Source organism: Gordonia desulfuricans NBRC 100010 (assembly GCF_001485495.1).
In the GTDB taxonomy this organism is placed as follows: domain Bacteria; phylum Actinomycetota; class Actinomycetes; order Mycobacteriales; family Mycobacteriaceae; genus Gordonia; species Gordonia desulfuricans.
Genome location: NZ_BCNF01000005.1, coordinates 21,261 through 33,648 on the forward strand (window position 1 = coordinate 21,261; position 12,388 = coordinate 33,648).

General features: G+C 68.4%; 14 protein-coding genes and 1 pseudogene. 8 read left to right on the forward strand and 7 right to left on the reverse strand.

The window, feature by feature from the left end; genetic code table 11:
* Window positions 1–112 precede the first annotated feature (112 nt).
* Both GD1_RS00870 and GD1_RS00875 read left to right on the forward strand, forming a co-directional pair.
* Complete coding sequence (locus GD1_RS00870) at window positions 113–805, forward strand: hypothetical protein (RefSeq protein WP_157079338.1); 693 nt, start codon at window positions 113–115, stop codon at window positions 803–805.
* A complete protein-coding gene (locus GD1_RS00875; RefSeq protein ID WP_059035055.1) occupies window positions 805–2,025 on the forward strand; it encodes an alpha/beta-hydrolase family protein in 1,221 nt (406 codons plus the stop codon). The genes GD1_RS00870 and GD1_RS00875 overlap by 1 nt, the downstream gene beginning before the upstream one ends.
* Here GD1_RS00875 and gatA read toward each other — a convergent pair.
* Both gatA and gatC read right to left on the reverse strand, forming a co-directional pair.
* Window positions 1,995–3,479 carry an Asp-tRNA(Asn)/Glu-tRNA(Gln) amidotransferase subunit GatA gene (gatA, locus tag GD1_RS00880; RefSeq protein ID WP_059035057.1) on the reverse strand — a complete coding sequence of 495 codons (1,485 nt, stop codon included), beginning with the start codon at window positions 3,477–3,479 and terminating at the stop codon, window positions 1,995–1,997. The genes GD1_RS00875 and gatA overlap by 31 nt on opposite strands.
* The gene (gene gatC / locus GD1_RS00885) at window positions 3,476–3,790 is read right to left on the reverse strand and encodes an Asp-tRNA(Asn)/Glu-tRNA(Gln) amidotransferase subunit GatC (protein WP_053778341.1); all 315 of its coding nucleotides are present in this window, start codon (window positions 3,788–3,790) and stop codon (window positions 3,476–3,478) included. The genes gatA and gatC overlap by 4 nt, the downstream gene beginning before the upstream one ends.
* On the opposite strand from gatC, the gene GD1_RS24575 reads away from it, so the two are divergent.
* Window positions 3,789–4,019 carry a hypothetical protein gene (locus GD1_RS24575; protein WP_157079339.1) on the forward strand — a complete coding sequence of 77 codons (231 nt, stop codon included), beginning with the start codon at window positions 3,789–3,791 and terminating at the stop codon, window positions 4,017–4,019. The two genes, gatC and GD1_RS24575, sit on opposite strands and share 2 nt — an antisense overlap.
* Here the strand turns inward: GD1_RS24575 and GD1_RS00890 are convergent.
* Window positions 4,007–4,414: a VOC family protein gene (locus GD1_RS00890; protein WP_244882443.1), complete on the reverse strand. Its 408-nt coding sequence runs from the start codon at window positions 4,412–4,414 to the stop codon at window positions 4,007–4,009. The two genes, GD1_RS24575 and GD1_RS00890, sit on opposite strands and share 13 nt — an antisense overlap.
* A 21-nt stretch (window positions 4,415–4,435) precedes the next feature.
* Between GD1_RS00890 and GD1_RS00895 the strand changes: the two genes are divergently transcribed.
* From GD1_RS00895 to GD1_RS24105, 3 genes and pseudogenes are all read left to right on the forward strand, one after another.
* Window positions 4,436–4,777 carry a YbjQ family protein gene (locus tag GD1_RS00895; RefSeq protein ID WP_020791685.1) on the forward strand — a complete coding sequence of 114 codons (342 nt, stop codon included), beginning with the start codon at window positions 4,436–4,438 and terminating at the stop codon, window positions 4,775–4,777.
* 25 nt (window positions 4,778–4,802) lie between these two features.
* Window positions 4,803–5,471: an ACT domain-containing protein gene (locus GD1_RS00900; protein ID WP_053778342.1), complete on the forward strand. Its 669-nt coding sequence runs from the start codon at window positions 4,803–4,805 to the stop codon at window positions 5,469–5,471.
* A 48-nt stretch (window positions 5,472–5,519) separates the two neighbouring features.
* Window positions 5,520–6,002, forward strand: a pseudogene (locus GD1_RS24105) (O-acetyl-ADP-ribose deacetylase); the annotation flags it as partial.
* Between the two features lie 80 nt (window positions 6,003–6,082).
* On the opposite strand, the gene GD1_RS00905 reads toward GD1_RS24105, so the two are convergent.
* Both GD1_RS00905 and GD1_RS00910 read right to left on the reverse strand, forming a co-directional pair.
* Window positions 6,083–6,406, reverse strand: coding sequence for a nuclear transport factor 2 family protein (locus GD1_RS00905; protein WP_059035059.1), 324 nt, complete (start codon window positions 6,404–6,406; stop codon window positions 6,083–6,085).
* A gap of 41 nt (window positions 6,407–6,447) precedes the next feature.
* The gene (locus tag GD1_RS00910) at window positions 6,448–7,242 is read right to left on the reverse strand and encodes an SDR family oxidoreductase (RefSeq protein ID WP_059035061.1); all 795 of its coding nucleotides are present in this window, start codon (window positions 7,240–7,242) and stop codon (window positions 6,448–6,450) included.
* Window positions 7,243–7,404: 162 nt separating this feature from the next.
* On the opposite strand from GD1_RS00910, the gene GD1_RS00915 reads away from it, so the two are divergent.
* Window positions 7,405–8,331: a LysR family transcriptional regulator gene (locus tag GD1_RS00915; RefSeq protein WP_059035063.1), complete on the forward strand. Its 927-nt coding sequence runs from the start codon at window positions 7,405–7,407 to the stop codon at window positions 8,329–8,331.
* On the opposite strand, the gene ligA is transcribed toward GD1_RS00915, so the two are convergent.
* On the reverse strand, window positions 8,291–10,366 hold the full coding sequence (ligA, locus tag GD1_RS00920) for an NAD-dependent DNA ligase LigA (RefSeq protein WP_157079341.1): 2,076 nt from the start codon (window positions 10,364–10,366) through the stop codon (window positions 8,291–8,293). The two genes, GD1_RS00915 and ligA, sit on opposite strands and share 41 nt — an antisense overlap.
* Window positions 10,367–10,444: 78 nt before the next feature.
* Complete coding sequence (locus tag GD1_RS00925) at window positions 10,445–11,431, reverse strand: LLM class F420-dependent oxidoreductase (RefSeq protein WP_059035066.1); 987 nt, start codon at window positions 11,429–11,431, stop codon at window positions 10,445–10,447.
* A gap of 75 nt (window positions 11,432–11,506) precedes the next feature.
* On the opposite strand from GD1_RS00925, the gene GD1_RS00930 reads away from it, so the two are divergent.
* A complete protein-coding gene (locus GD1_RS00930) occupies window positions 11,507–11,890 on the forward strand; it encodes an MmcQ/YjbR family DNA-binding protein (protein WP_059035068.1) in 384 nt (127 codons plus the stop codon).
* Window positions 11,891–12,388 lie beyond the last annotated feature (498 nt).

Here is a 12,388-nt window from a genome sequence, read left to right on the forward strand (position 1 = left end):
GGTGGTCATACCCCGGTCCCGGTCGGGGCGGTCATCCCGATCGCCGGGGTGGTGCGTGAACCGGTCGCGCGGCCGATGTGGGTGGGTGCCGGCCGTTCCTAGCGTCGGATACATGTCCACCACAGCCGAGTACGCGACCATCCAATCCCCGACCGTAGATCTCGGGAACACCGGATTCCCAAAGGTTTTCACCCTGCGCAACGGACTGCGCCCGACCGCATGGGTCGTTCTCGGGATTCTCGTCGTGATCACCCATGCGTGGCTCGCCGTACCGGCCGGCGCGAGGTCACCCGGTTCTCCCACCCCGACCGCACACGCCGATGAGGTCTCGCCTGCGGCCCGCACGGTCCAGGTGCTGACCGGTCCCGATCCGGCGGCGACGCTCGACGCACTCCCCGCCGACTTCGTCGCGGTGATGGGCTATCTGCCGGTGACCGCCGACGGCTATCCCACCGATCCCGGCGGCGACTGCTCGTCACCGGTCCCGATGCCGGATCGGTTCGAACCATTGTGCCGCACACACGACTTCGGCTACGACCTGCTGCGCTACGCCGAGCGCACCGGGCATCCGCTGGGCGGGTGGGCGCGGCTGGCGATCGACGCGATGCTGGTGGCACGGATGCATGCCGAGTGCGATGGTCTGTTCTGTGCGATGGCGGCCGAGTCCGCCCGGATCGGCCTGGGCGTCAACACGTGGCGCCAGTACGACGGCCCGCCCGCACCCGCAGAGGATGCCGGAGACATCACCGCGACCATGCTGGTCCGGGTGACGACCGCGGTGACCGGCCGATCGGCGGTGGCGTGATGTGGTGGGCCGCGTCGGACTCAGCCGAACACCGCACGGCCACACCACATCCGGCGGTGACCGTCGCGGCCACCGCTGGCGCCCTGATCGCATTGGCACCGTCTGGCCTGCCCCGCGGTGCGGTGACCGAGTCGGCGCTGGTGGCCGCACTGGTGGCGCTGTGCACCGCGATCGCCGCCGTCGCCGTGCGTCACCGGCCCCGGTCCCGCCGGGCCGGCCGGCTCACCGTCTGCCTGGCACTGCCCGTGGTGGTGGCTGCGGTGGTCGGAAACACGTTGTGGCAGAACCTGATCCGCACCGATCTCGGCACCGGGACGGCCGGCGTGGGATATCCCGCCGCCGTCCTGGCCGCGTCGGCCGGGGCATTCGCGGCCATCGTGTGGATGTCACGGCCCGTTCTGGTGGCAGGGCTGGTGGCGGGTGCGGTACTGGCCGGGTCGTTCGCCGTGCCCGGACGGTCGACCGCGGCGACGGTCCATCACGCACCGATCCCGGCCGACGGCGATCTGTCCGCTGCGGCAACACGACTCGTCGACGGCTGGCTCGGTGATGGCGGCCTGGACCGATCGGCGGTGGTGATCGCCGTACCCACCGGGTCGGGTTGGGTCGACGCCGACGCGGTCGCGGGGATCGACGCCCGTTTCGGCGGCGACGTCGAGATCCTCACCCTGCCGTATGCGTCGACGACGTCGTGGCGCGCATTCGTGACCGATCCGGGTGCGGCGGCACGCAGTGCGATCGCGGTCTTCGACGCCCTGGCCGACGCCGTCGGCCGGCGTCCGCCCGGCCACCGGCCCCGAATCCACCTCTACGGTCAGAGCCTCGGGGCGTTGGGTGCCGATCGCACCCGGGAGTGGGCCGAACACCGTCATCCGGGAATGGTCGCCGGAACCCTGCTGGCCGGTGTACCAGCCGACACGGTGGCACGGACCTCGGCGACACCACGGGTGGCGCTGGCCAATCCGTCCGATCCGGTGACCCGCTGGTCGCTCGCGTCATTGTGGCGCCCGCCGACCCGCCCCGACGACACCCGGGCGGTGGGGCGTGCCGCGCACACCCCACCGTGGATTCCGGTGGTGTCGTTCGTCCAGACCTCGGTCGACCTGCTCACATCCCTCGACGGCACGGCCGGGACCGGCCATCGCTACGGGACCGAACAGGGTGCGCTACCGACGGGTGCGGATACCAGTCAGCCGATCGGGCCGCGAGCCGCCTCGTAGGCGGCGCCGACCCGGTAGAGCCGGTCGTCGGCGAGTGCGGGGGCCATGATCTGCAGACCGACGGGCAGCCCGTCGTCGGCGGACAGGCCCGACGGCACCGACATCGCGGCCACACCGGCGAGGTTGACCGGCAGGGTGCACAGGTCGAACAGGTACATCGCGAGCGGGTCGTCGACCTTCTCGCCGAGCGGGAACGCGGTGGTCGGGGTGGTCGGCGACACCAGTACGTCGACACCGGCGAATGCGGCGGCGAAGTCGCGGGCGATCAGCGTACGCACCTTCTGCGCCTGGCCGTAGTAGGCGTCGTAGTAGCCCGACGACAACGCATAGGTCCCGATCATGATGCGGCGCTTGACCTCCGGGCCGAATCCGGCTTCGCGGGTCAGGGCCATCACCTCGTCGGCCGAGTGACTGCCGTCGTCGCCGACGCGCAGGCCGTAGCGCATCGCGTCGAAGCGCGCGAGGTTGCTCGAGACCTCGCTGGGCAGGATCAGGTAGTACGCGCCGAGGGCGTAGGTGAAGTTGGGGCACGACACCTCGACCACCTCGGCGCCGCGTGCGGTGAGCTCGGCGACGGCGGCCTCGAACGAGGCGAGCACACCGGCCTGGTAGCCCTCCCCCTGCAGCTCCTTGACCACACCGATCCGCACACCGGCCAGATCGCCGGTGGCGCCGGCCTTCGCGGCGCCCACGACGTCGGGCACGGGGGCGTCGACGGAGGTGGAGTCGCGCGGGTCGTATCCGGCGATCACCTCGTGCAGCAGTGCGGTGTCGAGCACGGTGCGGCCGCACGGACCACCCTGGTCCAGCGACGACGCACACGCGACGAGGCCGTACCGCGAGACGGTGCCGTAGGTGGGCTTGACGCCCACGGTCGCGGTGACCGCGGCCGGTTGACGGATCGAGCCGCCGGTGTCGGTGCCGATCGCCAGCGGTGCCTGATACGACGCGAGCGCAGCGGCACTGCCGCCACCGGAACCACCGGGAATCCTGGTGGTGTCCCACGGATTCCGGGTCACCTGGTAGGCGGAGTTCTCGGTGGAGCTACCCATCGCGAACTCGTCCATGTTGGTCTTGCCGAGGATCGGGATACCCGCGGCACGCAGCTTCTGGGTGACGGTGGAGTCGTACGGCGCCACCCAGCCCTCGAGGATCTTCGACCCGCAGGTCGTCGGCGAGTCGGTGGTGGTGAAGATGTCTTTGAGTGCCAGCGGCACACCGGCGAGCTTCGACGGCGCCTGACCCGCGGCGATCGCGTCGTCGGCGGCCTTCGCCGCGACCAGCGCCTCGGAACCGCTGACGTGCAGGAATGCGCCCAGCTCACCGTCGACCTCGGCGATCCGGTCGAGGTGGGCCTGGGTGACCTCCACCGACGACAGGTCGCGCGCGGCGATCTTGTCGGCGAGTTCGGCCGCGGTCAGGCCGGTGATCTCGTTGGCGGTACGGGTGCTCACTGCTCTTCTCCCAGGATCTGCGGGACCTCGAAGCGGTCCTGATCGACGGCCGGGGCGCCGGAGAGCGCCTGCTCGGTGGTCAGGCCGGGCACCACCTCGTCGGCGCGCAGCACGTTGGCCAGTTCGGCCGGGTGCGCCGTGGGCGGGACGTCGTCGGCGGCCACCTCGGAGATCTGTGCGACGTGGGCGAGGATCGAATCCAGCTGTCCGGCATAGACGTCGAGTTCGTCGTCGCTCAGCGCCAGCCGCGACAACCGCGCCAGATGCGCGACCTCGGCCCGCGTGATCGCGGACCCGGAGTCTCCTGACATGTCGATCGTGTCCTTTCTGAACTGCTCGTCTGGCCTGCACGCACACCGTCGGTCGCCCATCGAAACGGAGGTGCGCATCCTTGCCTGGTACGACAAGACCGCGACCACCGTGGACGACCCGGATGCCCGGGCGGCAACCCCGTCAAGCCTAGGCGATGCATCGTCGTCGCCGATGGGTGGGCACGAGGCGCCGTCGCGCGCCGGGCCTCGCCGCGGCTACCGGGTGTAGAACTCCAGTGCGATGCCGTCGGGGTCACGGAACGAGACCACCGATCCCCAGGTGGCGGCGGTGACCTGCGAATGGGTCACATCGTGCCGGTCGAGCATCGCGATCCATGCGTGCAGCGCGTCGAGATCCGGCAGGCCGAAGGAGACGTGGTCCAGGCCGATCCGCCGCTCGTCGAACCTGTCCCCGCCGGCGGTCCGGTCGTGTTCGACGAAGCTCAGCGAGAACGCGTCGGGGCGATGCATCAAGGCCTTGCGCATGCCGTCGACCTCGGCGCGTCCGACGACGCGGAACCCCAGGACCCGCGCATACCAGTCCAGGCTCGCATCGAGATCGGAGACGGTGAGGGTCAGATGATGCAGCCCGGCCAGCGGCGTTTCCGGTGCGAAGATGCCCACGGACGCCTAGCGTAGAGCCCCGTGATCATCGTCACCACCAACGACATTCCCGGTTCCCGGATCGTCCACGTCTACGGCGAGTGTTTCGGGTTGACCGTCCGCTCCCGTCACCTCGGCTCCAACATCGGTGCCGGGTTCAAGGCGATGGCCGGCGGTGAACTCAAGGGCATCACCAACCTGCTGCACGAATGCCGTCAGGAGGCGCTGTCCCGGCTGGCCGCCGAGGCCCAGCGGGTGGGCGCCAATGCCGTGGTCGCCTTCCGATTCGAGACCACCGAGTACGGCGGTACCGGTGTCGAGGTGTGCGCGTACGGGACCGCGGTGGCCATCGAGCCGCTCGGGGCACCGCAGGGACCGCACTGAGCAGCTGACCCGGCCCGGTGCGACAATATCCGTCGTGTCGTACCTCCTTCGGGTCTATCTCCAGGACCGGCCGGGCAGCCTCGGGCTGCTCGCCGTCCAGCTCGGTTCGGTCGGCGCCGACATCCTGTCCCTCGAGGTGGTCGAACGCGGTGATGGCTATGCGGTCGACGATCTCGTGGTGGAGGTCGCGCCCGGCTCGCTACCCGATGCCCTGATCACCGCGGCCGAGAAGGTCAAGGGTGTGCGGGTGGATTCGATCCGGCCGTACGCCGGTGTCCTCGACACCCATCGCGAACTCGAACTCGTCGACCAGGTCGCCACCGCCGGCGACGACCGGCTGCAGGTCCTGGTCGACAACGCCCCGCGTGTGCTGCGCGTGTCGTGGGCGACGGTGATCACCGACTCCTCCGGCGGTGTGCTGCAGCTGTTCGGCAGTTCGGGTGCCCCCGAAACCCAGCTGACCACCGTCGACTGGTTGCCACTGGCGCGCGCCGTGCAGTTCGATCCGGAGTCCGACTGGGTGCCCGGCACCTGGCAGGACATGGACACCCGGCTGGCGGCGGCACCACTGGGCGACGGCGCCAAGGCGATCCTGCTCGGCCGCATCGGCGGACCCGATTTCCGGCCGTCGGAGATCGCCCGTCTGGGCTATCTCGCCGGGATCGTCAGCACGGTGCTGCGCGCCGAGAACTGACGTGCGCAGCCCTTGTCCCGCGCCGGTACCGGGCGGGACAATGCGCAGATGACCACGATCACCCTGGTCCGCGGCGACATCACCCGGCAGAGCGTCGACGCCATCGTCAATGCCGCCAACTCCTCGCTGCTCGGCGGCGGGGGCGTCGACGGTGCGATCCACCGCCGGGGCGGTCCGGCGGTCCTCGCCGAATGCCGTCACCTGCGCGAGACGCGCTATGCCGACGGACTCCCACCGGGCCACGCGGTGGCCACCACCGCCGAAGACCTCGATGCCCGCTGGGTGATCCACACGGTGGGACCGGTGTTCTCGGCATCCGACGACCGCTCGGCCACGCTCGCCTCGTGCTATCGGCGCTCGCTGCGCGTCGCCGACGAACTCGGTGCCAGGTCGGTGGCATTTCCGGCGATCTCCACCGGGGTGTACGGCTGGCCGATCGACGACGGTGCACGGATCGCCGTCGAGACCGTCCATGCCACACCGACATCGGTCACCGACGTCCGGTTCGTCCTGTTCGACGAGCGGGCGTTCCCGCGTTCGTCGTGGTGGTCGACTGAACGCCATCGGGCTGGGAACGCCTCCTCGGCGGTGAACTCCCTTGTCGAGGAACGTCATTCGCGAATGGTCATGCGGGCGATCTTCTCACCGTCGACGGTGAAGGTGAAGGTCGACGGTCCGTTGAAGCCGTCACCGCCGACCGTGGCGATGACCACCACGTCGTCGCCGGTCGCGCTCACCGAGGTCACCTCGAGGGTGACGTTCTTGCCGAGGTACTCGGCATCGCTCCAGCGGGTGATGGCCGCGAGCCCGCCGAAGACCCGACCCCAGTCGTCAACGGCACCGTCGGGGGTGAAGGAACCCAGGAAGGCCTGCAGGTCACCGGCATTGGTGGCGTCGATCGACGCCCGGACGGGTTCGGGAAGTGATGTGGTCATGACAAATGGTCTCCGTTCCGGTCAGCGGTCTCCGTTCCGGGTCAGCGGGTGGTGTAGCCACCGTTGGCGAACAGGGTCTGCCCGGTGATCCAGTGTCCCTCGGTGGCGAGGAAGGTGACGATCGGTGCGATGTCCTCGATTCGGGTCAGGCGGTTGCCCATCGCCTGCGACTTGTGGAACTCGACACGTTCGGGGGTCTCCTGGGGATAGAAGAAGGGAGTGTCCATGGGTCCGGGTGCGACCGCGGTCACCGAGATGCCGCGCGGCGCGAATTCCTTGGCCGCAGCGCGGGTGAAGTGCTCGACCGGACTCTTGGAGCCCGCGTAGGTGGCATACCCGTCGGTGAAGGCGGCCAGCAGCGAGGTGACGATGGTGATCACCGATCCGTTGTCGGACAGCTGCTTTCCCGCTTCCTGCAGGAAGAAGAAGGCCGCCTTGGCGTTGATGTCGAACATCGCGTCGTAGTCGGCCTCGCCGGTCTCGACGATCGGGGTGCGCAGCACCTTGCCGACGGTGTTGACCGCGATGTCCACCGCACCGAAGGCCGCGACCGCCTCGTCGAACAACGCGGCGACGGCGGCGGGTCGGGTGAGATCGCCGGCCACTGCGATCGCGCGACCGCCCGCCGCCTCGATCTCGGCGACCGTCTTCTCGGCGTCAGGACGCGAGGTCTCGCCGTGGTGATGGACGACGACCGCGGCGCCGAGCGCAGCGAGATCGCGCGAGATCAGGCCGCCGAGGTTCTTCGCCCCTGCCGCGACCACCGCGGTCCTGCCGTGCAGGTCGCGCGCGGCGGTCGGGGATGCTGTGGGGTTTGTAGCCGTGGACTCGGTCATGTCTTTGTCCTTTCCGATTCGTGGGAGTCGGCGGTGGACGGTGGTCGGAAAGACGCCGCCGACTCGGGCACCGGTCGTGTGGTGCTTCACGTCCGAGGCTACGAACAGAAAAGATCAATTTCCAACGAAACGTTTCGCAATAACATCAAGTACTGTTTGTGCATGCCGGATTCTGCCCTGGGCTCCTACCCCCTCCCCGATATCCGTCGACTCGAGCAATTCGTCGCAGTTGCCGAATCACCCACCCTCGCCGTCGCCGCGCAACAGCTGTACGTGACCCAGCAGGCACTGTCGACCGCCGTACGCCGACTGGAATCCGAACTCGGGGTGACCCTGTTCAACCGGCAGAATCGGGGACTGCACCTGACCGCAGCCGGGGAGGAACTCCTGCGTAGCGCCCGGCCTCTGCTCACCGGTGCGCGACATCTGACGAGGGCGGTGCGCGAGGCCGACGCCGACTCCACGCATGCCTTCGTCGTCGGCCACTCCCCTGCGCTCTCCGGCGCCGAGGTGTTCCTGCTCCTCGAGCGCTCGATCGGTGGCCACCCCACACAGCCGGTGACCGCCCGCCCAGCATTCCCGAGCACCTTCGTCGACGAACTCCACAGTGGCACAATTGATCTCGTACTTCGGCGCGGTGTGGACACTCCGGAGGGACTGACCTCGGCGGTGATCTCGTACCAGGAGCTGCGCCTCGCCGTCGCCGCCGACCACCCGTTGGCCACCCCGGATCGGATCGCGATGTCCGATCTCGCCGGGCACCCGCTGATCGTGTGGGCTCCCGAGCGGCACTCGTTCTACACCGACTTCCTCGTCGCGCACTGCCGCCGCTCCGGTTTCGAGCCGGAACTGCGGATCAACCGGGTTCAGGGCACCCCACCGACCACCGCGGTTCTCGTCGATCCGGACGCCTGCGCGTTCGTGACCGCCCCGGCCGGCCCGGTCCATGGCGGCCGGGTGATGGTCAAGGAGTTCACAGACCCGCCGCTGTCCCCGATCCAGGCGTTGTGGCTGCCGCACACGGTGTCGGATTTCCGCACCGCAGTGCTCAATTCGCCTCCGGCTCGCCTGTCTCCAGAAGGTGCTTGAACGCGTCCTCGTCGAGGATCGGTACCCCGAGCTGTTCGGCCTTGGCGGCCTTGCTGCCCGGGGCGTCGCCCACCACCACGTAGTCGGTCTTCTTCGAGACCGAGCCCGAGGCCTTGCCGCCCCGCACCAGGATGGCCTCCTTGGCGCCGTCACGGGAGAAGTCCTGCAGGGATCCGGTGACCACGATGGTCTTGCCCTCCAGCGTGCGCACGATCGACTCGTCGCGCTCGTCGGCCATCGACACCCCGGCCGCACGCCACTTCTCGACGATCTCGCGATGCCAGTCGACGGTGAACCAGTCCGAGATACTCTGCGCCAGAGTCGCGCCCAGCCCCTCGACCTGGGCCAGATCCTCGGCGCTCGCCTCCTCGATGGCCTGCAGTGACCCGAATTCGGTGGCGAGGGCACGCGCTGCGGTCGGCCCGACGTGCCGGATCGACAATCCCACCAGGACCCGCCAGAGCGGAACCTCTTTGGCCTTGCCCAGATTGGCCAGCAGGCGTCTGCCGTTGGCCGAGAGCGCACCGGCCTTGGTGGTGAACAGGTCGGTCTTGACCAGGTCGTCGGCGGTCAGCGAGAACAGGTCCCCCTCGTTGGTGATCACCCCTGCCGACAGAAGCGCAGTGGCCGCCTCGTAGCCGAGCGCCTCGATGTCGAAGGAGCCGCGACCGGCGAGGTGGAACAGTCGCTCCCGTAGCTGTGCCGGGCAGGATTCCTGGTTGGGGCAACGGATGTCGACGTCGCTGTCCTTCTCCGGACGCAACGAAGCACCACATTCCGGACAGTTCGTCGGCATCTCGAAGGCGTACTCGCTGCCATTGCGCAGGTCGACGACGGGGCCGAGTACCTCGGGGATCACGTCACCGGCCTTGCGGATCGTCACCGTGTCGCCGATCAGCACACCCTTGCGTTTGACCTCCGAGCCGTTGTGCAGGGTGGCACGGGCGACGGTCGACCCGGCGACCAGGACCGGCGCGAGCACCGCATACGGGGTGACGCGGCCGGTGCGGCCGACCCCCACCTCGATGCCGAGGAGCGCGGTGGTGACCTCCTCGGGCGGATACTTGTAGGCGATCGCCCAGCGCGGTGCCCGCGACGTGGCACCGAGGCGTCGTTGCAGACCGAAGTCGTCGACCTTCACCACGATGCCGTCGATCTCGTGCTCGACGTCGTGGCGGTGCTCCCCCCAGTAGTCGATCTTGTCGAGGATCGCGGTGGCCCCGGTCAGTTTGCTGGTGTGCGACGACACCGGCAGACCCCACTCGCCGAGTGCCAGGTAGGCGTCGTGCAGCGACGCCGGCCGCCACCCCTCGGTGTGGCCGATGCCGTGACAGATCATCCGCAGCCGGCGCCGCGCGGTGATCTGAGGGTTCTTCTGGCGCAACGAGCCGGCCGCGGAGTTACGCGGATTGGCGAACGGCGTCTTGCCGTCCTCCACGAGTGAGGCGTTGAGCGCCTCGAAGTCCTCGACCCGGAAGAACACCTCGCCGCGCACCTCGAGGATGTGCGGGATGGGGTAGGCATCGGTGCCGCTCAGCCGGGCGGGGACGTCTTCGATGGTGCGGGCGTTGAGGGTCACGTCCTCACCGGTGCGGCCGTCGCCGCGGGTGGTGGCGTGGTCGAGGACACCGTCGATGTAGACCAGCGCGAGGGCGACACCGTCGATCTTGAGTTCACACAGATACTCGACGCTGCCGATCTCGTCCTCCACCCGCGACACCCAGCCGCGCATCTCGTCGGCGTCGAAGACGTTGTCCAGCGAGAGCATTCGTTCGAGATGATCCACCGGGGTGAAGGCCGTCGAGAACCCTCCGCCGACCAGTTTGGTCGGCGAGTCCGGTGTCGCCAGCCCGGGATGGGCATCCTCGAGTTCCTGGAGTTCACGCAGCAGAAGATCGAACTCGCCGTCGGAGACGGTGGGTGCGTCCTTGACGTAGTAGCGGAACTGGTGTTCGCGGATCTCGGTGGCCAGCTCGGTCCACCGCTCACGGATCGGTGCGGGGACCTCCGCGGCCTCGTCGGGGGTGCCGCTCACGGCCGGATCGCTGTCTTCTGCCACGCCCCTCAGGTTATCGAAGGGCCACGACAGTTCCCCGGCCGGTGAGCCGACCCGTCAGGTGAATGCGGGGATGACCTTCTCGGCGAAGAGGGTGGCACCGGTCTCGTCGTAGGCGAGATCGACGAAGTTCGTGATCGCATAGGCGAGTCCGAGGTCGGCGACCTGCGTCAGCCGTTCGGTGATCTGCTCGACGGTGCCGACCAGCCATCCGCCCCGAAGTGTCTCGGAGAACCGCTGTGCGGCTTCGGCCGGGACCAGCCGCCGGTAGTGGGCGTCGATCCAGTCGAGTTTGTCGGCGACGTCCTGCTCGGTCTCGCCGATCACCACGTTGTAGTTCGACGATCGGGTGATCTCGCCGAAGTCGCGTCCGAGGTCCTTGGCATGCTCGGCGAGAATCGCCGACTTGTGAGCGAATCCCTCGGGGGTGCCGTCGAAATTGGTGTACTGGGCGTACTTTGCGGCGATCCGCAGGGTCTTGCGTTCACCGCCACCGGCGATCCACAGCGGGATTCCGTTCTCCTGCAACGGCAGCGGCTGTACGATCGCGCCGTCGACCTGATAAATATCGCCGTCGAGGGTCGCCGTACCGTCCCGCCATGCCTGGCGGAAGATCTGCACACCCTCGTCGAGAGCCTTCAACCGCTCCCCCGCCGAGGGGAAGCCGTATCCGTAGGCCCGCCACTCGTGCTCGTACCAGCCTGCGCCGATCCCCATCTCGACACGGCCACCGGAGACGTGGTCGACCGTCGCGGCCACCTTCGCCAGGTAGGCGGGGTTGCGGTAGGCGATGCAGGTGCACATCTGGCCGAGCCGGATGCGATCGGTCGTCGCCGCGAACGCCGACATCAGCGTCCACGCCTCGTGGGTGGCCTCGGTGGTGGGTGCGGGAACGGTGTGGAAGTGGTCGTACACCCACAGCGATGTCCACGGTCCGGCATCGGCGGCCTGCGCCAGTCGTCTCATCAGCGGCCACTGCTTCGCCGCATCCACGCCGACGAGGTCGAGTCGCCAGCCCTGCGGTATGAAGATCCCGAAGTCCATTCGATCCACGTTATCGGCAACCGGGTCTGCGCACAGCGCATCAGAATCATCGGGAGTCGAACTACTCTCGGACACATGCCGCATCCGATCATGTTCGACGACGCCGACCCGTTCCTGGTCCGGGTGCGTGAGATCGCCCTGGCCCTGCCCGACACCACCGAGGTGGTTGCCCACGGCCGGCCCACCTTCCGCTGCGGCAAGATGTTCGGCAACTACGGCGGCGGCGAGAAGGGCGGCGAGCGGCACGACCAGTCGTTACTGTTCATCCCCGACACCGCCGAGCGCGAGGCCCTGATGGCCGATCCCCGGTTCTTCCTGCCCGCCTACCTCGGCCCGTACGGCTGGCTGGGCATCCTGCTCGACGACGACACCGACTGGGTCGAGGTGTCCGAGCTGCTGGACGCCAGCTACCGGCACGTCGCCCCGAAGCGCTCGATCGCCAAGTTGGACACCCCCTGACGCATCGACTCGAAGCAGAGTGATGTCGCAATCACCCATCCACTGGCACAAGATGATCGAGCCGCACACGATGATTGAGCCGACGCGGAGCGAAGCGACAAGTCGAGTCGAAATCTCCGCCACCCGGCCCCGGAAACCGGCCGAGATCAACCACCGTGGCTGAACCGGCCACCGGCAAACGACGATTGAGCCGACGCGGAGCGCAGCGACAAGTCGAGTCGAAATCTCCGCCACCCGACCTCACCACGCAACCACCCACACCCCCAGTCACACAACAATTCCTGTCACACCCCCCGACTACACTGGAACACAAGATCGAACACCACCCGGGGGGGCGACCACATGACCACCAACACCAGCACCGACACCGGCACCAATGTTGAAGTCATGTCGGTGTTCACCCTCACCGACCCGATCACCGATTACACACGCATCCAACACCTTTCCTCCACCCACGTCGACACCATCGCCGAAAACCTACAACGCGACGAATACCGA

What these genes read in the sequence shown, in the direction of transcription:
- GD1_RS00905 (WP_059035059.1), bottom strand. Translation starts at nt 6,406, where the DNA reads ATGACCACATCACTTCCCGAACCCGTCCGGGCGTCGATCGACGCCACC.
- GD1_RS00915 (WP_059035063.1), top strand. Translation starts at nt 7,405, where the DNA reads ATGCCGGATTCTGCCCTGGGCTCCTACCCCCTCCCCGATATCCGTCGA.
- GD1_RS00930 (WP_059035068.1), top strand. Translation starts at nt 11,507, where the DNA reads ATGCCGCATCCGATCATGTTCGACGACGCCGACCCGTTCCTGGTCCGG.
- GD1_RS00925 (WP_059035066.1), bottom strand. Translation starts at nt 11,431, where the DNA reads ATGGACTTCGGGATCTTCATACCGCAGGGCTGGCGACTCGACCTCGTC.
- GD1_RS00875 (WP_059035055.1), top strand. Translation starts at nt 805, where the DNA reads ATGTGGTGGGCCGCGTCGGACTCAGCCGAACACCGCACGGCCACACCA.
- gatC (WP_053778341.1), bottom strand. Translation starts at nt 3,790, where the DNA reads ATGTCAGGAGACTCCGGGTCCGCGATCACGCGGGCCGAGGTCGCGCAT.
- GD1_RS00870 (WP_157079338.1), top strand. Translation starts at nt 113, where the DNA reads ATGTCCACCACAGCCGAGTACGCGACCATCCAATCCCCGACCGTAGAT.
- GD1_RS00910 (WP_059035061.1), bottom strand. Translation starts at nt 7,242, where the DNA reads ATGACCGAGTCCACGGCTACAAACCCCACAGCATCCCCGACCGCCGCG.
- GD1_RS24575 (WP_157079339.1), top strand. Translation starts at nt 3,789, where the DNA reads ATGTCGATCGTGTCCTTTCTGAACTGCTCGTCTGGCCTGCACGCACAC.